We start from the raw sequence: 19,199 nt of genomic DNA on the forward strand, positions 1-19,199 counted from the left end.
CGTGGCGTCCATCGAGTCAGTACAGGCGCGGGAGATCCTTGACTCCCGGGGCAACCCGACAGTCGAGGTCGAGGTTCTGCTCGACGACGGGACCATTACCCGCGCGGGTGTCCCCAGCGGTGCCTCCACCGGAAGGTTCGAGGCCGTCGAACTGCGCGACGGCGGCGACCGCTACGGCGGCAAGGGCGTGACCAAGGCGGTCACCGCCGTCAACGACGAGATCGCCGACGAGCTGCTCGGCCACACGCCCGACGAGCAGCGCATCATCGACCGTGCGCTCATCGACCTGGACGGTACCCCGGACAAGTCCCGGATCGGCGCCAACGCCATCCTGGGCACCTCCCTGGCCGTGGCCAAGGCCGCCGCCGAGGAGGCCGGGCTGCCCCTGTTCCGCTACATCGGCGGCCCCAACGCGCACGTCCTGCCCGTGCCGATGATGAACATCCTCAACGGCGGTGCGCACGCCGACAGCAACGTCGACATCCAGGAGTTCATGGTCGCGCCCGTCGGCGCGCCGACCTTCTCCGAGGCCCTGCGCTGGGGCACCGAGGTCTACCACTCCCTGAAGTCGGTCCTGAAGGCGCACGGCCTGGGCACCGGTGTCGGTGACGAGGGCGGCTTCGCCCCCAACCTGGACAGCAACCGGGCCGCCCTGGACCTGATCGTCGAGGCGATCGAGAAGGCCGGGTACAAGGTCGGTACCGACATCGCCCTGGCCCTGGACGTGGCCGCCAGCGAGCTGTTCTCCGACGGGGTGTACTCCTTCGAGGGCCAGACCCGCACCGCCGAGGAGATGGCCGCCTACTACGCGGAGCTCGTCGACGCCTACCCGCTGGTCTCCATCGAGGACCCCCTCGACGAGGAGGACTGGGACGGCTGGAAGAAGCTCACCGAGCAGCTCGGCGACCGGGTCCAGCTGGTCGGCGACGACCTGTTCGTCACCAACCCGGAGCGGCTCCAGCGCGGCATCCTCGCCGACACCGCGAACTCGCTCCTGGTGAAGGTCAACCAGATCGGCACCCTCACCGAGACCCTGGACGCGGTCTCCCTCGCCCAGCGCAGCGGTTACACGGCGATGATCAGCCACCGTTCCGGTGAGACCGAGGACACGACCATCGCCGACATCGCGGTGGCCACCAACGCCGGGCAGATCAAGACCGGTGCCCCCGCGCGCAGCGAGCGTGTCGCCAAGTACAACCAGCTGCTGCGTATCGAGGAGGAACTGGACGACGCCGCCGTCTACGCGGGCGTGTCGGCCTTCCCGAGGTTCGCCAAGCGCGGCTAGTCTGCCCCAGTGTCCCGCGAAACCAAACAGCAGCCCACAAAGGCCAAGAAGACGGCCAAAGCCGACAGGCCGGTGAAGGCCGCTGCCAGGCGCGGCGCCCCCGGTGCCGCGAAAGCGGACACGAGGAACGCGGGTGAGGGCCGCACCCCCAGGGTGCGGCCCATGCTCACCAGTCGGGCGGCGATCCTCGCCCTCGTCGTCTGCGTGATCGCGCTGAGCCTGGCGTATCCGCTGCGGGAGTACGTCATGCAGCGGTCCCAGATCGCCCAGCTCCAGGACGAGCGCGCCCGTATGCAGGAGAACGTCGCCCACCTCCAGGAACGCGAGGAGGCGCTCAGCGACGAGGAGTACGTGGAGCGCGAGGCACGGGCACGCCTGCACTACCAGTACCCCGACGAGACCGCCTACATCGTCATCCGCCCCGAGTCGGAGGCCGAGGACGAGGCCGATCCGGCCGCACCCGACGAGCCGTGGTTCACCCAGCTGTGGCGTTCGGTCGAGGAGGCGGACCGCCCCGAACCCGATGACGGGCTCTGACCCGTCGTCCGGACCGCCCTGTCGATGACGGGGGCGGGGTCGTGCCGAAGGCCGGTCCGGTGAGGGCGAGGGTGCGGGGTCGGACCGCGGGTGGGCCTATGCTGTGTTGGTCATGACTTCCGCAGATCAGCCCGTTCCGGGGCACACCGACGGCGGTCCCGCTTCCGAGAGGGACCTCGCCGCGATCGAACTCCAACTGGGCCGTCCGCCGCGCGGGGTGCGTGCCGTCGCGCACCGCTGCCCCTGCGGTCTTCCCGACGTGGTGAAGACCGCCCCGCGCCTGGAGGACGGCACCCCTTTCCCGACGCTGTACTACCTGACGTGTCCGCGCGCCGCCTCGGCCATCGGCCGGCTGGAGAACGACGGCCTGATGCGCCAGATGCAGGAGCGCCTGGGCGGGGATCCAGACCTCCGGGCCGCCTACACCAGGGCTCATGAGTCCTACCTGGAGGAGCGGGCCGAGCAGGCGCGGGCCGACGGGCTGGAGCCACTGCCCGAGGGTATGCAGAGCACCGGGGGTATGCCCTCCCGGGTCAAGTGCCTGCACGCGCTGGTCGGCCACGAGCTGGCTGCGCCGGGGACCAACCCGTTCGGCGCCGAGGCGCTGACGGAACTCCCCGAGTGGTGGGCGAAGGGCCCCTGTGTGTGCGTGGACGAGAACGCCCCTGAGGGCGCTGAAGGGACGGACGTTTCATGAGCGGTGTCGCGGCGATCGATTGCGGAACCAACTCGATCAGGCTCCTGATCGCCGACGTCGTCCTGCTGGACGGTGACGAGGTCCAGGTGGTCGACGCCGACCGGCGGATGGAGGTCGTGCGGCTGGGCGAGGGCGTCGACGAGACCGGTGTGTTCGCGCCCCAGGCCCTGGAACGTACCTTCGAGGCGCTGCGCGGTTACGCCGAGGCGATCGAGGCGCACGGGATCCCGTTGGGCCCGGACGGGGTGCGGATGGTCGCGACCAGCGCGACCCGGGACGCGGGCAACCGACAGGAGTTCGTGGACGGCGTCCGCGGCATCCTGGGCGTGGAGCCCGAGGTGGTCACCGGTCTGGACGAGGCCGAGCTGTCCTTCGTGGGCGCCACCGCGGAACTGGAGGCCGAGGCCGCGGAGGGAGGGGCCGGCGATTTCACCCCGCCCTTCCTGGTGGTCGACATCGGTGGCGGGTCCACGGAGTTCGTGCTGGGGGGCCTGGGCGAGGACGAGGAGCTGGTGCGTGCGTCCCTGTCGGTGAATGTGGGCTGTGTGCGCATGACCGAGCGCCACCTGCGTACCGACCCGCCGACGAAGGAGCAGGTCGAGGCGGCCACGGTCGACATCGAGGCCGCTCTGGACGAGGTGGAGAAGGTCGTCCCGCTGCGGGAGGCCGGTTCGGTGGTGTGCGTGGCCGGGACCGCGACCACGGTCGCCGGGATCGCGCTGGACCTGCCCGAGTACGACTCCGAGCGCATCCACCACACCCGGGTCTCGGCCACGGAGCTGGAGCGGATCACCGGGGACCTGTTGGCCTCGCGGCACGCGGAGCGGGCGGAGATCGGCGTGATGCACCCGGGGCGGGTCGACGTCATCGGTGCGGGCGCCCTGGTGCTTTCCCGTGTGCTCGCGCGCACCGGCGCGGACCACTTCACGGCGAGTGAGCACGACATCCTCGACGGTGTCGCGTGGAGCCTCATCGCGCCGGAGTAACCGGGTCAAACTAGTGTCAACCAGGGCGTAACCTCCCAAAAGAGCACTTCGGGCACCCCTGAGGGGTCCTTTGGGGAGGTCCGCCCTGGGCTTCCAGGTGAGACGCATCACCCGTATGGCCCTTGTGAAAGCATTCACAACCATTTTGACCTGCAAAAACTTCCTTTGTGTGCACGTGGGGGTGGTCGGAAGGTGGGTGGATGTGAACCTTCCTGTCGGTAGATGCTTGTGAAAGAATGCACAAGCAGCCTTCGAGTCGGGGCCAAAACCACGGCACGGGGGGACCGAAGACCGTGACAGCCTTCGCGGCCCTTGAGGCAAGGGCGCCACAGAACAACCGTTAGGGCGGAAATGCGATGACCGAGAGCAGGAACTACCGGCTGGTACACGGTGGCGGGGACGAGGCGGAGATCCCGCACATCCTCATCGTCGGCGGCGGTTACCTCGGGATGTACACCGCGAGGCGGCTGGAGAAGAAGCTCGGGTCCGGTGAAGCCCGTATCACCGTCATCGACCCGAACTCCTACATGACCTATCAGCCGTTCCTGCCCGAGACGGCCGCGGGCAACATCTCCCCGCGCAACGTCGTGGTCCCGCTGCGCAAGGTCTTCAACCGGGTTCGCGTGCTGGGCGGCCGCGTCGTGCGCATCGACCACGCCGACAACACGGTCCGCTACGAGCCCAACGCAGGCGAGCCCGAGACCCTCCACTACGACTACCTGGTGATGGCGGCCGGAGCGGTCTCCCGCACCCTGCCCATCCCGGGCCTGGCCGAGTGGGGCGTCGGCATCAAGACCGTCGAAGAGGCGGCCTACCTGCGCAACCACGTGCTCAACCAGCTGGCCATCGCTGACTCCACCAACGACAGGGAGGTCCGCGCCAAGGCGCTGAACTTCGTGTTCGTCGGCGGCGGTTTCGCCGGTGCCGAGGCCATCGCCGAGCTGGAGGACATGGTCCGCGACGCGGTTCGTCTGCACCCCTCGATCGACCTCGAGGACGTGAACTTCTACCTCATCGAGGCCGCGGACAAGATCCTGCCCGAGGTCGGTCCCGAGGTCGGCGGCAAGGCCCTCAACCAGCTCCGCCGCCGCGGCATCGACGTGCGGCTCGAGACCTTCCTCGAATCCGCCACCGACCAGCGCATCAAGCTCAGCGACGGCAGCGAGTTCGAGGCCGGCACCCTGGTGTGGACCGCGGGCGTCAAGCCCAGCCCGGTCGTCTCCGCCAGCAACCTGCCCCTCGGCCCCAAGGGCCACGTCGACACCAGCGAGTACCTCACCGTCAACGGCACGGACAACGTCTTCGCCGGCGGCGACAACGCCCAGGTCCCCGACGGCAACGGCGGCTACTACCCGCCCAACGCCCAGAACGCCGTCCGCCAGGCGCCGGTGCTCGCCGACAATGTCATCGCGACCCTGCGCAACGGCAAGCTCAAGGCCTACCGGCACAAGAACCTCGGCGCGGTGGCCGGGCTCGGCCTGCACATGGGCGCGGCCCAGCTGTTCGGCAAGATCAAGCTGAACGGCCGCCTGGCCTGGTACGCGCACCGCTCCTACCACCTGCTCGCGGTGCCCACCTTCAACCGCAAGCTGCGGGTCCTCTCGGACTGGACGCTCGCCTTCTTCCTGCGCCGCGACTTCGCCGCGCTCCCGGAGATGTCCGAGCCGCGCCAGGCCTTCGAGGAGGCCAGCCAGCCCCAGGTCGAGAACGGCCACCTTCGCAGGGTCAGCTGATCCGACGCCCGCGGCGCCGCCCACCCGCCGCTGAATCGCCGTCACATCCGCGAAACGACCGGTTTCCACTGGAAGCCGGTCGTTTCGTGTCCCCATCCGGCCAAGCTGATCCAAAGTGGGCAATCGGCCCGGCCGGTATGATGGGCGTGCCCTCGTAGCCCAATGGAAGAGGCAGGCCCCCTAAAAGGGTCACAAGTGTCGGTTCGAGTCCGACCGGGGGTACTTTTTAGTGCTTGCTTTGGTCCTCCGCTTCGCTTCGGACCGTGTTCGGGCGCCTGAGGGGAGGTGTTCGGGTTGTAGCAGGCACAGCATCCTCGTCTGCGCCTGGCTCGCCCACCCGTCGCCCGCCACCACCCTCAACGGACGCCTACGGCGCGGTGCCCGTCCCTGCCGGCGGCTTGACTCGTCTTGCACTGTGTCTACTGAAACCCGGGCTCCCGCGCCCGAACGAAAGAACACCCCCTGGGGCGAAGGTGAGCGGGCAGGGGCACTCCCTGTGGCTGAGGTGAGCCGATCAGGAGACCCCTGGGGCCGGTGTTTGCCGCCGGTTCGGAGGGGCTGACAGGTCTGAGGGACCCCTGCAGCGTCCGAAACCCGTTCAGCAGGGTGCCCGCTGCTTCCAAAACCCTCCCAATCGCGATGATCTTGCTACCAGGGGCGAAATCGGCGCCGAAATAGCCCCTGGTAGCAAGATCACCGCCAATAGAGGAACCCAGATCTCATTCGGCTGGGACGGGGTTCGCGGGCCGTTCGGCCCGTCAGTGCTGCTCCATCAGCAGTTGGAGCTGAGTGAACAGGCGCTCACCGGGGTCACCCAGGTCAATGCCGCTCACGGCCGCCGCGCGGCGGACCCGGTAGCGGAGTGTGTTCGGGTGGATGTGCAGTCGTTCGGCCGCGGCCCGCGCGTCACCGAAGGCCTCCAGGTACGCCAGCAGCGAGTGCACCAGATCCGCGCCGCCCGCCTGGTCGTACTCGATCAGACGGATCACCCGTGGGTCGCGCAGGGACGGATCCGCACGCAGGTGCGCGAGGGTTTCGCTGATCAGCACCCGGGAGCGCACGTCGGAGATGGTCGCCACCTCCCAGTCGGTGTCCCGATCCAGGTCACGGCCCATGGCGTCGAGAACCCGGTCCGCCTCCGCGCGGGACTCGGGCACGTCCGCCAACCGTTCCACCAGCGAACCCACCGCCGCCTGCACGTGCGACCCCAGCGCGGCCCGTGCGGCCGCCACCGTCTTGCGGGTCAGCGCCAGCACCGAGTGCTCGACCCCCCGCCACCCCTCCTTTCCCGGTCCTCGGGCCAGATCAGGCAGCAGCACGTACACGCGTCCGCCGAGCTCGGTCACCAGTGAACTGCGCCGGTAGGCGGCCGTGTGCACGGACACCAGGTCGATGAGCTGTCGGCGGCGCAGCTCCCGGGCGGGGCGGTCGGGCCGCCCCTGGGGCTGGGCGCCCTCGGGCTCGGCGGCCTCGACCGCGGAACCGCTCAGGGAGAAGGCGACCACCAGTGCGGCCCGGTCGGTGTGCACCTCGACGGTGTCGGCGAGTGCGCTCGCGTCGATCCGCCCCTCCAAAAGGCTGGACAGCAGGTCCTCGCGCAGCCGCAGCCCGGCGCTGGTCTGGGTGCGCTGCCGGATCATCTGGAGTGCGGTGGTGCGGGCGGCGCCCAGCAGGGCCTCCTCGGCGTGCCGGGCCAGGGGCTGGGACCCCTCCTGCACCCAGATCGCGCCCAGCGGCTGGCGTCCGGCGTGGATTCCGACCGCCAGACGGCGGCGGATACCGAGCTCGGGGTGCTCCTCGACCCGGACGACCTCCTCGCCCGCCCGCAGCTTGGTGAACACGCCCCACTGCCGCAACAGCGCGAGGTAGGACTCGGGGCCCTGACGGCCCAGCACCGACAGCCGCCTCAGCTCGTCCACCTCGGCGCCGCTGGAGTAGGCCAGTACCCGGCTCGCGGAGTCCTCGATACTGACCAGGCCCCCGGTGAGCTGTGCGATCGTCTGCGCCATGGAGAACAGGTCGCCGGTGGCCTCGCCCAGGTCCTCGGAGGCGGTCAGCCGGGCGTCGTCCACGATGCTCTGGCACACCGACTGGAGCTGGTCCCAGCGCACCTCGGGCCGGACCGCCAAAAGCGCGACCCCGCTCTCCTGGGCCTCGGTGCGCAGGGCCCGCAGTTCGTCGGCGGCGCCGGACCTGGGCGGCCGGTGCCGCTGGTCACCGGAGGGCGGGAGCGTCTCCTCGGGTGGGGAGTGCCCGCCGGCCTTGACCGCGACGGCCGCCGCGCCCTGCCCGGCCAGCATGCGCACCAGGCGCCGGGCGGCCCCGCCCCGGACCCCGATGAGCAGGACCAGGTCCCCCTCCCGGGCCTCGACCCGGTCCTCGGGGTCGATGATGACGACATTGTTCACCTGGACATCAAGTCCGTCGGGGGCCGCCGCAACGTCCACGATGGGGTCGCCGAGGGCCAGAAGGAGGCGGCGCAGCGGCAGGCCCGCTACCTCTTCGTCCTGTGATCCTGGTTGAACAGGCATGACGTCGTTCCTCACCGGTCGTGTCCGGGGACCGACACTACTGGAGCGGCCGGGGCGGGAAGCCGGGGCGTGATTGTTCGTCCGTGTCTGATTTTGTCCTACCGGACAAATAAGGCTGGCAAAGAGTGGCCCGCCCCACAAGGTCTGGCGGGGCCTGTTCTGGGACTGTTGAATCAGCCAGACCCTGCTCGTTCAGGGACATTCTTTTCAGGGAGGTGCCCATGGACGCCGTGACCAACGTCCCGCTGCCGGTGAACGAACCCGTTCTCACCTACGCGCCCGGGAGCGCCGAGCGCGCCGAGCTCGTCGCCAAACTCGACGAGCTCGGCCGCGAGAGCATCGACCTGCCGATGCGCATCAACGGCGAGAGCCGCATGGGCGGCGGCGAGCCGATCGACGCCGTCCAGCCGCACAACCACGCCTCCGTCCTGGGCACCATGCGCAACGCCACCCACCAGGACGCCCGTGACGCCATCGCCGCGGCGAAGGCCGCCGCCCCGGCCTGGCGCGCCATGTCCTTCGACGACCGCGCCGCGATCATCCTCCGCGCCGCCGAGCTGCTCGCCGGCCCCTGGCGCGCCACGATCAACGCGGCCACCATGCTCGGCCAGTCGAAGACCATCCAGCAGGCGGAGATCGACTCGGCCTGTGAGCTCATCGACTTCTGGCGCTTCAACGTCTCCTACGCCCGCCAGCTCATGGAGCAGCAGCCCCTGAGCGTCCGCGGCGTGTGGAACCGCATGGAGCAGCGTCCGCTGGAGGGGTTCGTCTACGCGATCACCCCCTTCAACTTCACCGCCATCGCGGGCAACCTGCCCACCGCCCCGGCCCTCATGGGCAACGTGGTCGTGTGGAAGCCGTCCCCGACGCAGCAGTTCGCGGCCGAGCTGACCATGCGCCTGCTGGAGGAGGCCGGCATGCCTCCCGGCGTCATCAACATGGTCACCGGTGACGGCCTGGCCGTCTCGGACATCGCCCTGAACGACCCGGAGCTGGCCGGTGTGCACTTCACCGGTTCGACCAAGACCTTCCAGCACCTGTGGAAGAGCGTCGGCGAGAACATCTCCAACTACCGCTCCTACCCGCGCATCGTGGGTGAGACCGGTGGCAAGGACTTCATCGTCGCCCACTCCTCCGCCGACCCGGAGATCCTGCGCACCGCGATCGTGCGCGGCGCCTTCGAGTACCAGGGCCAGAAGTGCTCCGCCGCCTCGCGCGCCTTCGTCGCCCGGTCCGTCTGGGAGAGGATGCGCGACGACCTGGTCGCCGAGACCGAGGCCCTGAGCATGGGCGACGTCACCGACCTGTCGAACTTCATCGGCGCCGTCATCGACCGCCGCTCCTTCGACAAGCTGGCCAAGGTCCTGGAGGACGCCAAGTCCGACCCGACCCTGGACATCATCGCCGGCGGCACCGCCGACGACTCGGTCGGCTACTTCGTGCGTCCGACCATCATCGAGGGCACGGACCCGACCAACGACGTGTTCCGTACCGAGTACTTCGGTCCGATCATCGCCGTCCACGTCTACGAGGACGACAAGTACGACGAGATCCTCAAGGTCGTCGACGAGGGCTCCGCCTACGCCCTGACCGGCGCCGTCCTGGCCAACGACCGCGCCGCGGTGGCCAAGGCGACCGAGGCCCTGCGCTTCACCGCCGGCAACTTCTACGTCAACGACCGCCCGACCGGCTCCATCGTCGGTCAGCAGCCCTTCGGCGGCGCTCGTGCCTCCGGCACCAACGACAAGGCAGGTTCCGCCCAGAACCTGTCCCGTTGGGCCAGCCCGCGCGCCATCAAGGAGACCTTCGTCGCGCCGACGAACTCCTCCTACCCCCACCAGGGGTAGTCGCCGGCGGCGCCCCCTCCTCCGTCCTGAGGGGCGCGCCGCCACCGCGGGGCCCGCTCCCCGGTGCCCGAGGGCCCGGGGACGGGTCCCCGGGGAGCGCGCCCCCGGGATCCGGCGGGGCGCTCGCCTACCCCCCGAGGAACCCACCGGCGCGGTCGGCACACCGGTCGCGCCCATCGTCCGCGCCAGCCCACCGGCTCGCGCACGTCTTCTTCGAGGTCTCCATGCTTCGTAAACCCCTGCTGCTCGCCGCCAGGTCCGCGACCTGCCGCAAGATCGTCGAGCGCACTCCCATGACCCGGGCCATGGTCTCCCGCTTCGTCGCGGGGTCCACCCTGGACGAGGCTCTTCCGGCCGTCGAGGAACTCGCCAGGGACCGGTACGCCACCCTGGACTTCCTGGGTGAGGACACCGCGGACCTGGCACAGGCCACCGCCACGGTGACCGCCTACCAGGACCTGCTCGCGGCCCTGGGCGAGGCCGGCCTGGGCGACCGGGTCGAGGTGTCGGTCAAGCTCTCCGCCGTGGGCCAGTTCCTGAACCAGGACGGCGAGAAGATCGCGCTGGACAACGCGCGCCGGATCGCCGAGGCCGCCAAGGCGGTCGGCACCACGGTGACCCTCGACATGGAGGACCACACCACCGTCGACTCCACGCTGGGCATCCTGGGCGAGCTGCGCGAGGACTTCCCGTTCGTGGGCGCGGTGCTCCAGGCCTATCTGCGCCGTACCGAGGCCGACTGCCGCGACCTCAGCGGTGCCGGTTCGCGTGTGCGTCTGTGCAAGGGCGCCTACGACGAGCCCGAGTCCGTGGCCTTCCGGGACAAGCACGAGGTGGACAAGGCCTACGTGCGGGCGCTGCGCGTCCTCATGGCGGGCGAGGGCTACCCGATGGTCGCCTCGCACGATCCGCGTATGGTCACCATCGCGGGTGAACTGGCCGCTGCCAACGGCCGCGGCGCGGACGACTACGAGTACCAGATGCTGTACGGCATCCGGGACGGCGAGCAGGTCCGCCTGGCCGCTGAGGGCAAGCGCATGCGCGTCTATGTCCCCTACGGCGACGAGTGGTACGGCTACTACATGCGCCGCCTGGCGGAGCGCCCGGCCAACATGCTCTTCCTCGCGCGTTCTCTGATGACCCGCAACTGAGGTTCGTCCGCCGGGGCGTGTCCGTCGGACGCGCCCCGGCCCGCGCGAGGGGTCCGCACCGCCTGACACGGGTGTGGACCCCTTTCCGTTTTCGCGAAACGTGACCGACGTCACGGCCGGGGCATGCGACCGGGGAGGACTCGAAGCCGTTTCGCAACGGTGACCTGGGCGGCGGAACCGGTGACCAGAGCCGTACGTTACCTTGTGGGCAGCAATCCACGCGTGAAAGGCCTTTACTAGACATGCGGATGCGGAGTTCCAACCCCGTCCTCAAGCGGGCGCTACAACAGCAGTCCGGTCCCCAGCAGGGCTACGGTCAACCCGGTTACGGGCAGCAGGGTTACGGACAGCCGTACCCGTCGCAGCCCTACGGTCAGCAGACCTACCCCCAGCAGGGCTACCCCCAGCAGGCCACCGGCGACCAGCCGATGACCATCGACGACGTCGTCGTGCGCACGGGTATGACCCTGGGCGTCGTCGCCCTTTTCGGCGTCATCAACTACTTCCTCTTCTCGGCCAACCCGGGCCTGGCCCTGGGCCTGATGATCCTGGGCATGCTCGGCGGGCTCGTCATGGGTCTGGTGATCGCCTTCAAGCAGATCACCAACCCGGTCGCCATCCTGGTCTACGCGGGGCTGGAGGGCCTGCTCGTCGGCGGTCTCTCGGCCCTGCTCGGCAACATGCTCTCCATCCAGATGGGTGACGCCTCGGCCGGGACCTCGCTGGTCTCCCAGGCCGTGATCGGCACCGTCGCGGTGTTCGCCGTGATGCTCGCGCTGTACAAGTTCCGCGTCATCAAGGTGACCGACGGTTTCGTCAAGGCCGTCTCCTACGCCGTGCTCGGCGCGGCCGCGTTGATGCTGGTCAACTTCGTGCTCAGCTTCTTCATCGCCGGTGGCATCGGTCTGCGTGAGCCCACCTGGCTGGGTCTGGGCGTGGGCATCGTGTTCGTGGTCCTGGCCGCCCTGACCCTGGCCATCGAGTTCCGTGGCATCGAGGAGGGCGTCAATGCCGGTATCCCGAACAAGTTCGCCTGGCAGTTCGCCTTCGGTCTGACCGTCTCCCTGGTCTGGCTGTACATCGAGATCCTGCGCCTGCTCTGGATCATCAAGACGATGTTCGCGGAGTAGCCTCGCGCACACGCGCCTTCCAGGCGTACCTTCGCGCGACGAGGGGCCGTCGCCCGGGTTCTCCCGGGGGCGGCCCCTCCGCCGTCGTCGGCGGTCGGTCAGGTCGGGAGTTCGGCGGTCAGGAGGTCTCCCGGCGTGGTGCCGGGATGGAGCGGTTCCTGCGGCGGCGGTCGTACTCGGTGACGATGGCCTGGGCGTAGCCGTGGGTGAGGTCGTACTCGTCAGCCAGCCAGTACGACCGGTCCGCGGTGCGCAGGAGTCCGGGGCCCCTGTCGAGCGAGTCGAACCACTCGTGGAGTCCGCGGCCGGTGACGGCCGGGATGCGTTCGATGAGCTTTGCGTGGATCTCCGGCGAGTGGGTTACCGACATAGGCACCTCCGCAGTGCGTTCGGTGTGTGGCACTTACCTGCGACCCTGCATCAGGATCACCTTCTGGACAAGCCCCGGTCACCAGCTTTTACCTTGGCCGTGCGAGAACGTTTCCCCCCGCCCCCTCCGTAGCCGAACCGGATCGCGGCCACGGCGGTCCGCACGTGTTCCGGCGGGCGGGGAACACTGTTCGCGAACCACCCGGAACGGGCCCGGACACGGAGAAAGGGGCCCCGGGCGGTGCCCGGGACCCCTCGCCTGCCTGCTCGGTCCGACCGAGGGCGGGGAGCGCCTAGCTGAGGCGCTCGAAGACGGCGGCCATGCCCTGGCCACCGCCGACGCACATGGTCTCCAGACCGAAGGTCTTGTCGTGGAACTGGAGGCCGTTGATCAGTGTGCCGGTGATGCGGGCACCGGTGCTGCCGAACGGGTGGCCGACGGCGATGGCGCCGCCGTTGACGTTCAGCTGGCTGTCGATGTCGATGCCCAGCTGGTCGGCGGAGGGCAGCACCTGGGCGGCGAAGGCCTCGTTGATCTCGGCGAGGTCGATGTCGCCGATCGCCATGTTGGCGCGGGCCAGGGCCTGCTTGGAGGCCTCGACCGGGCCCAGGCCCATGATCTCGGGGTTCAGGCCGGTCACACCGGTGGAGACGATGCGGGCCAGCGGGGTGATCCCCAGCTGCTTGGCCTTGGTGTCGCTCATGATGACCAGGGCGGAGGCGCCGTCGTTCAGCGGGCAGGCGTTGCCCGCGGTGACGGTGCCGTCGGGACGGAACACCGGCTTGAGCTGGGAGACCTTCTCGTAGGTGGTGCCGCGGCGGATGCCGTCGTCGGTGCTGACCACGGTGCCGTCGGGCAGGGTCACCGGGGTGATCTCGCGCTCCCAGAAGCCGTTGTCGAGGGACTTCTCGGCGAGGTTCTGCGAGCGGACGGCGAACTCGTCCTGGCGCTGGCGGGAGACGCCGGTGATCTCGGCGACGTTCTCCGCGGTCTGGCCCATCTCGATGTAGGCGTCGGGCAGGTTGCCGTCCTCGCGCGGGTCGGTCCAGGTGCCCTGGCCGCCCTCCTTGCGCTTCTCGGTGCGCGCCGTGGCGTCGGCGAAGAGCGGGTTCTGGTTCTGCGGGTTGTCGCTGTTGCCGTTGATGAAGCGGCTGACGGTCTCCACACCCGCGGAGACGAACACGTCTCCCTCGCCCGCCTTGATGGCGTGGTAGGCCATCCGGGTGGTCTGGAGGGAAGAGGAGCAGTACCGGGTGATGGTGGTGCCCGGGACGGTGTCCAGGCCGAGCTGCACGGCGACGATGCGGGCCATGTTGAAGCCCTGCTCACCGCCGGGCAGGCCGCAGCCGAGCATGAGGTCGTCGATGCTCTTCGGGTCGAGCCCGGGGACCTTGGCCAGGGCCGCGCCGACGATCTGGGTGGTCAGGTCGTCCGGGCGCATGTCCTTCAGGGAGCCCTTGAAGGCTCGGCCGATCGGGGAGCGCGCGGTGGCGACGATGACTGCTTCGGGCATGTTCCTCGTCCTTGTTCGGGTCACGGCAAGACTTGTTACTGACCAGTTAACCCGTCCGGTGCTCTCCGGCGCCACCCGGGGTCGGCCTTGGCGAGTCCTGGCGTGTGCCGTCGTCGGAGATGGTGCCGGAGGGTGCGGACCGCCGTGCGGCCCGGGGCCGGAAGGGGCCGCGGACGAGCGCGGCCCAGCTGCCCCGGGTCCCGGCGGGTGCCTGGTCAGCGGCCCGCGAGACCTCCGTACCCGGAGTTTGCGCGGCTACCACCGCGGCGCGGTCGACGGGCAGGACGCCCCTGGTGCGTTCGCCCTCGTCGAGTTCGGGGAGCAGGCCCAGGGCCGCGCAGGCGGAGGGCAGCACGGCGAACGCGGCCTGTGCGTACCCGCGAGCTGACGGATGAAAACGGTCGGGCCCAAACATGGAAACTGGATCTGACCGAAAATCCTCGGCAAGGATGTCGCTCAGTGAGACCGTCCGGCCGCCGACCTCCGTCACCGCGATGGTCTGCGCGGCCGCCAGCTGTCGGGAGGCCCGCCGCGCGACCGAGCGCAGCGGCCAGCCGATGGGGCGTACGGTGCCGAGGTCGGGACAGGTCGCCACGACCACGGGGGTGCCCAGGCCGACCAGGCCCCGGGTGGCGTCCCGGAGCGCGGCCACCGCGTCGTTGGGGCGGACCCGGCGGATGACGTCATTGGCTCCGATGAAGACCACCGCGACGTCGTAGCCCGATCCAGGCAGGGTGGCCCCGGACCGCTCCACCTGTGCCGCCAGGTCCGCGGAGGTGGCCCCGGGGGTGGCGGTGCACCGCAGCCGGACGGGCCGGTCGGCCGCGGCCGCGATCCCGGCGGCGAGGAGCGCCCCGGGGGTCTGCCGGGCCTGGGCCACCGCGAAACCGGCGGCGGTGGAGTCGCCCAGCATGAGGAGCCGCAGTGGCGGCCCCTCGCCGTCACCGTAGGTCCCGTCCGCCTTCGGGCGCCGCCAGTCGGTGTGCCCGATCGCGTTCTTGGCCAACTTCGCCTGGAGGTAGAGCAGGGCCACGGTGCCCCCGCCCACGAGTGTGAGTCCGCCCCCGCCGAACGCGGTGGCGGCGGCGATACGCCGCGCTCGGACGGCTCGCAGCATCGGTACTCCCCGAAGCGTCGGGCCCGCCCGGAGGCGGACCGCTGTGGGCCGGGTTCCTCCGGGCCGCTCCCGGGGCCGTCGCCGGCCCGTGCCCGCCCGGGACGCCCACGGAACACTCCCACCCGACGTTACCGGCGGGGAACTTCCGGGTCACGCACCCCGGCGGCAGACAATCCGGGCCCCGAGGACACCGAAAACGAGCTTTTCGGGCACGGAGCGGACCGGTCCACACCGCCTGCTGGCGCGGCGAATACGCTGGTTGGTGAGGTTAGAGTCAGGATGTGGGGGACCGGACCGGTCCCACCTGCCCCGGGTGTCACCGGGGAAGCGACACCGGCGGGCCGAAGACCCGGTCGCCACTATGCGAAGGAGCGAAGTTGCGGGTACACGACTCACTCATCGACCTGGTCGGGGACACCCCGCTGGTCCGTCTTCGGAAGGTCTCCGAGGGGTTGGCCCCCACGATCCTGGCGAAGGTCGAGTACTTCAACCCGGGCGGTTCGGTGAAGGACCGCATCGCGCTGCGGATGGTGGAGGCCGCCGAGAAGAGCGGTGAGCTCAAGCCGGGTGGCACGATCGTCGAACCCACCTCCGGCAACACCGGCATCGGTCTGGCCCTGGTCGCGCAGGAGAAGGGCTACCGCTGCGTCTTCGTCTGCCCGGACAAGGTCGGCCCGGACAAGCTGTCGGTACTGCGGGCCTACGGCGCGGAGGTCGTGGTCTGCCCGACCACGGTCGCTCCCGAGCACCCCGATTCCTACTACTCGGTCTCCGACCGGTTGGCCGCCGAGATCCCCGGCGCCTGGAAGCCCAACCAGTACGAGAACGAGAACAACCCGGAGTCGCACTACCACTCGACGGGTCCGGAGATCTGGGACCAGACCGAGGGCCGGATCACCCACTTCGTGTCGGGTATCGGCACCGGCGGCACCATCAGCGGTACCGGCAGGTACCTCAAGGAGGTCTCCAAGGGCGGCGTGCAGGTCGTCGGAGCCGACCCCGAGGGTTCGGTGTACTCGGGCGGCAGCGGCCGCCCGTATCTGGTCGAGGGCGTGGGCGAGGACATCTGGCCCGGCACCTACGACACGGCGATCTGCGACGACATCGTGGCGGTCAGCGACAAGGACTCGTTCCTGATGACCCGCCGCCTGGCCAAGGAGGAGGGCCTCCTGGTGGGCGGTTCCTGCGGCCTGGCGGTCGAGGCGGCCCTGCGGGTGGCCCGGGACGCGGGACCCGACGACGTCATCGTGGTCCTGCTGCCGGACGGCGGCCGCGGCTACCTCGGCAAGATCTTCAACGACGAGTGGATGGCCGACTACGGTTTCCTGTCCGCCGAGACCGAGGAGGCCACGGCCGGCCAGGTGCTCGCGGACAAGGAGGGCGAGATGCCCGACTTCGTGCACAGCCACCCCGACGAGACCGTCGGCACCGCCGTGGCGATCATGCGCGAGTACGGCGTCTCCCAGCTGCCGGTGATGAAGGAGGAGCCTCCGGTCATGGCGGCCGAGGTGGTCGGCTCCATCGCCGAGCGCGATCTCCTGGACGCCCTCTTCGACGGTCGCGCCGAGCTGGACGACCTGGTGGAGACGCACATGGGCAAGCCGTTGGCCACGGTCGGCACGGGCACCCCGGTCAGCGACTGCGTCCGCCTGCTGCGCACCTCCGGGGCCCTGGTGGTGCTGCGCGACGGCAAGCCGGTGGGGATTCTCACCAGGCAGGACCTGCTGGCCCACCTCTCGGGCTGAGACCCGCCCCACGGCCCGGACGGCGCCCGTACCGAGCGTCGTTCGGGCCCCGCTGTTCGCTTACCGGACACGGTGCCGCATACTCGGACACTGCTAATGTTCGATATCAGTGTTACTGCCGGGTAATAAGTGGGTGCAGGCGTGTCGCGGCTTTTGTCCTGGATGATTCGCTCCGTCTGGTCGTACGCACGGAGCCACGCGGAGATCCGAGCCGGCTCCAAGGCCGCCCGGAAGTTCGCGCGCTTCGGCGCCGGATCGGCGATCGCCTTCCCCACGGCCACGCTCTACGGGGAGCCGTGGATCGAGATCGGCGTGCACACCGTCCTGGGCGGGGACATGACCCTGGCGGCCGGGATGGGGCCCGACTACGACCTCGGCGAGGGCACGGTCGTGCGGATCGGCTCCGGCTGCGCCATCGGCCGGGGGTCGCACATCGTCGCCCACCGGTCCGTGGACATCGGCGACCACGTCTACACGGGCCCCTACGTCTACATCACCGACCAGAACCACGCCTACGCCAACACCGAGATCCCCGTCGGTCTCCAGTGGCCGGTGGACGACCCGGTGAGCATCGGCGCCGGCAGTTGGCTCGGTGCCAACAGCGTGATCCTGCCCGGCGTCCACCTGGGGAGGAACTCCGTGGTCGCTGCCGGGACCGTGGTCCGGCCCGGCACGTACCCCGACCACGCGATCATCGCGGGCATCCCCGGCAAGGTCGTGCGCACCCACGACCCCGAACTGGGCTGGGACCCGCCGCTGCGCGAGACCGGGACGCCCACCCGCGTCCCCACCCCCGTGACCGGACTGCCGCCCGAGGTGCCCGCCGACCCCCCGGAGCCGGGTTCGTCCACCCGTTTCCCGCCGGCCTGATCCCTGTCCGGATCCTGAGACCTCCCTGTTGACAACGGGTTCGGGGCGGCCCACGGGCACTATTGTGGCCACATGAAGTTCGACGGGTTTGAAACGCTGGCCATCCACGCGGGGCAGGAGCCGGACGCCGGCACCGGTGCCGTGGTTGTGCCGATCTACCAGACGAGTACCTACGCCCAGGACGGCGTGGGCGGGATGCGACAGGGATACGAGTACTCCCGTACCGCCAACCCCACGCGCACCGCGCTGGAGGAGTGCCTGGCGGCCCTGGAGTCCGGAGCGCGCGGCCTGGCCTTCGCCTCCGGAATGGCGGCCGAGGACACCCTGCTGCGCACGGTGCTCTCCCCCGGCGACCACGTCATCATCCCCGGCGACGCCTACGGGGGCACCTTCCGTCTGATCTCCAAGGTGGTCGAGCGCTGGGGCGTCAGCTGGGACGCGGTCGACCAGACCGACGTCGACGCCGTCCGTGAGGCCGTGCGCCCCAACACCAGGGTGGTGTGGACGGAGACGCCCACCAACCCGCTGCTGGGCATCACCGACATCGAGACGGTCGCGCAGATCGCCCACGACGCGGGGGCCCTGCACGTCGTCGACAACACGTTCGCCTCCCCCTACCTCCAGCAGCCGCTCACACTGGGCGCCGACGTGGTCGTGCACTCCACCACCAAGTACGTCGGCGGGCACTCCGACGTGGTCGGGGGAGCGCTGGTCGTGTCCGACGCCGAGCTGGGGGAGCGGCTGGCCTTCCACCAGAACACCATGGGCGCCGTCCCGGGTCCCTTCGACTCCTGGCTGACTCTGCGCGGGGCCAAGACCCTGGGGGTGCGGATGGACCGCCACAGCGAGAACGCCGAGCGCGTCGTGGCCGCCCTGGAGGCCCACCCCGCGGTGCGGCGCGTCTACTACCCGGGGCTGGACTCCCACCCGGGCCACAAGATCGCCGAGCGGCAGATGCGGTCCTTCGGTGGGATGGTCTCCTTCGCTCTGCGCGATGGGGAGAAGGCCGCTCTGGAGCTGTGTGAGCGGACCAGGATCTTCACCCTGGGCGAGTCCCTGGGCGGGGTGGAGTCCCTCATCGAGCACCCCGGGCGGATGACACACGCGTCGACCGCGGGTTCCCCGCTGGAGGTTCCGGCCGATCTGGTGCGGATCTCCGTGGGTATCGAGTCCGGCGACGATCTGGTCGCGGACCTGCTGCAGGCACTGGAGGGCTGATTCCGCGGAGGTCTCGGGGGCCGTGCGGCGCCGCCGCGCGGGCTCCCCGGCCGCTCTGCCGGGCCCGTCGCGGCCTCGCATCGGTGCCGTGCGGGGCCGCGGTCCGTCCGGTCCGCGCCCTCGTCCGGATCAGACCGCGGTGGGCGTGCGGCTCTGGTCCGGGAGTTCGCTCCGGTCCTCGCGGAAGCGCAGGCCGCAGACGGCCCGGCCGGAGCGGTCCAGGGCGCTGTCGTTGCCGCCCCTGCGCAGGGAACGGTAGCTGCCGCGGCTGTCCTGCCGCCGGATACCGATGGAGACGGTGAGCAAGAGCCCCGTGGCGAGCCCCATGAGTACGAGCCCGGCGAACGAGAGGATGACGAACGTGGTTTCCATGGCGGGTCCTCTGTGGTGGTGGGCGGTCAGGTCCTGATCGGCCCCCCGGTCGTTCGAGGGGGCGGCGGGGTGTGTCGCATGAGGTCCGGTTTCTGCT

The 19,199-nt window shown here is 70.1% G+C and carries 16 protein-coding genes and 1 tRNA gene; 12 read left to right on the plus strand and 5 right to left on the minus strand.

Annotation, left to right across the window (positions count from 1 at the left end):
* Position 1 precedes the first annotated feature (1 nt).
* The 6 genes from eno (at position 2) to ACUKCB_RS25745 (ending at position 5,460) form a co-directional block, all read left to right on the plus strand.
* Positions 2 to 1,285: a phosphopyruvate hydratase gene (gene eno / locus ACUKCB_RS25720; RefSeq protein ID WP_191273953.1), complete on the plus strand. Its 1,284-nt coding sequence runs from the start codon at positions 2 to 4 to the stop codon at positions 1,283 to 1,285.
* Positions 1,286 to 1,447: 162 nt separating this feature from the next.
* Positions 1,448 to 1,822, plus strand: a complete 375-nt coding sequence (locus tag ACUKCB_RS25725) for an FtsB family cell division protein (protein WP_473041141.1) — start codon at positions 1,448 to 1,450, stop codon at positions 1,820 to 1,822.
* A 112-nt stretch (positions 1,823 to 1,934) separates the two neighbouring features.
* Complete coding sequence (locus tag ACUKCB_RS25730) at positions 1,935 to 2,519, plus strand: DUF501 domain-containing protein (RefSeq protein ID WP_191273955.1); 585 nt, start codon at positions 1,935 to 1,937, stop codon at positions 2,517 to 2,519.
* Positions 2,516 to 3,505 carry a Ppx/GppA phosphatase family protein gene (locus tag ACUKCB_RS25735; RefSeq protein ID WP_473038121.1) on the plus strand — a complete coding sequence of 330 codons (990 nt, stop codon included), beginning with the start codon at positions 2,516 to 2,518 and terminating at the stop codon, positions 3,503 to 3,505. The genes ACUKCB_RS25730 and ACUKCB_RS25735 overlap by 4 nt, the downstream gene beginning before the upstream one ends.
* A 356-nt stretch (positions 3,506 to 3,861) precedes the next feature.
* On the plus strand, positions 3,862 to 5,238 hold the full coding sequence (locus ACUKCB_RS25740) for an NAD(P)/FAD-dependent oxidoreductase (RefSeq protein WP_473038122.1): 1,377 nt from the start codon (positions 3,862 to 3,864) through the stop codon (positions 5,236 to 5,238).
* A gap of 148 nt (positions 5,239 to 5,386) precedes the next feature.
* Positions 5,387 to 5,460, plus strand: a tRNA-Leu gene (locus tag ACUKCB_RS25745).
* Between the two features lie 536 nt (positions 5,461 to 5,996).
* Here ACUKCB_RS25745 and ACUKCB_RS25750 read toward each other — a convergent pair.
* The gene (locus ACUKCB_RS25750) at positions 5,997 to 7,769 is read right to left on the minus strand and encodes a PucR family transcriptional regulator (protein WP_473038123.1); all 1,773 of its coding nucleotides are present in this window, start codon (positions 7,767 to 7,769) and stop codon (positions 5,997 to 5,999) included.
* Between the two features lie 221 nt (positions 7,770 to 7,990).
* Here ACUKCB_RS25750 and pruA point away from each other — a divergent pair, with 221 nt between their 5' ends.
* From pruA to ACUKCB_RS25765, 3 genes are all read left to right on the plus strand, one after another.
* A complete protein-coding gene (pruA, locus tag ACUKCB_RS25755) occupies positions 7,991 to 9,616 on the plus strand; it encodes an L-glutamate gamma-semialdehyde dehydrogenase (protein WP_473038124.1) in 1,626 nt (541 codons plus the stop codon).
* A 224-nt stretch (positions 9,617 to 9,840) separates the two neighbouring features.
* Positions 9,841 to 10,767, plus strand: a complete 927-nt coding sequence (locus tag ACUKCB_RS25760; RefSeq protein ID WP_473038125.1) for a proline dehydrogenase family protein — start codon at positions 9,841 to 9,843, stop codon at positions 10,765 to 10,767.
* Positions 10,768 to 11,009: 242 nt separating this feature from the next.
* Positions 11,010 to 11,897: a Bax inhibitor-1/YccA family protein gene (locus tag ACUKCB_RS25765; RefSeq protein ID WP_473038126.1), complete on the plus strand. Its 888-nt coding sequence runs from the start codon at positions 11,010 to 11,012 to the stop codon at positions 11,895 to 11,897.
* Positions 11,898 to 12,015: 118 nt separating this feature from the next.
* Here ACUKCB_RS25765 and ACUKCB_RS25770 read toward each other — a convergent pair whose 3' ends face one another.
* The 3 genes from ACUKCB_RS25770 to ACUKCB_RS25780 all read right to left on the minus strand — a co-directional run bounded on the left by ACUKCB_RS25770 (position 12,016) and on the right by ACUKCB_RS25780 (position 14,897).
* The gene (locus ACUKCB_RS25770) at positions 12,016 to 12,267 is read right to left on the minus strand and encodes a DUF4287 domain-containing protein (RefSeq protein ID WP_191273992.1); all 252 of its coding nucleotides are present in this window, start codon (positions 12,265 to 12,267) and stop codon (positions 12,016 to 12,018) included.
* A gap of 292 nt (positions 12,268 to 12,559) precedes the next feature.
* A complete protein-coding gene (locus ACUKCB_RS25775; protein WP_473038127.1) occupies positions 12,560 to 13,780 on the minus strand; it encodes an acetyl-CoA C-acetyltransferase in 1,221 nt (406 codons plus the stop codon).
* Positions 13,781 to 13,826: 46 nt separating this feature from the next.
* On the minus strand, positions 13,827 to 14,897 hold the full coding sequence (locus ACUKCB_RS25780; RefSeq protein ID WP_473038128.1) for an SGNH/GDSL hydrolase family protein: 1,071 nt from the start codon (positions 14,895 to 14,897) through the stop codon (positions 13,827 to 13,829).
* A 377-nt stretch (positions 14,898 to 15,274) separates the two neighbouring features.
* On the opposite strand from ACUKCB_RS25780, the gene ACUKCB_RS25785 reads away from it, so the two are divergent.
* The 3 genes from ACUKCB_RS25785 (at position 15,275) to ACUKCB_RS25795 (ending at position 18,730) form a co-directional block, all read left to right on the plus strand.
* Entirely contained in the window at positions 15,275 to 16,642 is a 1,368-nt protein-coding gene (locus ACUKCB_RS25785; RefSeq protein WP_473038129.1) for a cystathionine beta-synthase, read from the plus strand.
* Positions 16,643 to 16,783: 141 nt separating this feature from the next.
* Positions 16,784 to 17,512, plus strand: a complete 729-nt coding sequence (locus ACUKCB_RS25790; protein WP_473038130.1) for an acyltransferase — start codon at positions 16,784 to 16,786, stop codon at positions 17,510 to 17,512.
* 72 nt (positions 17,513 to 17,584) lie between these two features.
* Complete coding sequence (locus tag ACUKCB_RS25795) at positions 17,585 to 18,730, plus strand: cystathionine gamma-synthase (protein ID WP_473038131.1); 1,146 nt, start codon at positions 17,585 to 17,587, stop codon at positions 18,728 to 18,730.
* Between the two features lie 129 nt (positions 18,731 to 18,859).
* Here the strand turns inward: ACUKCB_RS25795 and ACUKCB_RS25800 are convergent, their stop codons facing one another.
* A complete protein-coding gene (locus ACUKCB_RS25800) occupies positions 18,860 to 19,102 on the minus strand; it encodes a hypothetical protein (protein WP_473038132.1) in 243 nt (80 codons plus the stop codon).
* Between the last annotated feature and the right edge of the window lie 97 nt (positions 19,103 to 19,199).

The organism is Nocardiopsis moroccensis (genome assembly GCF_055763695.1).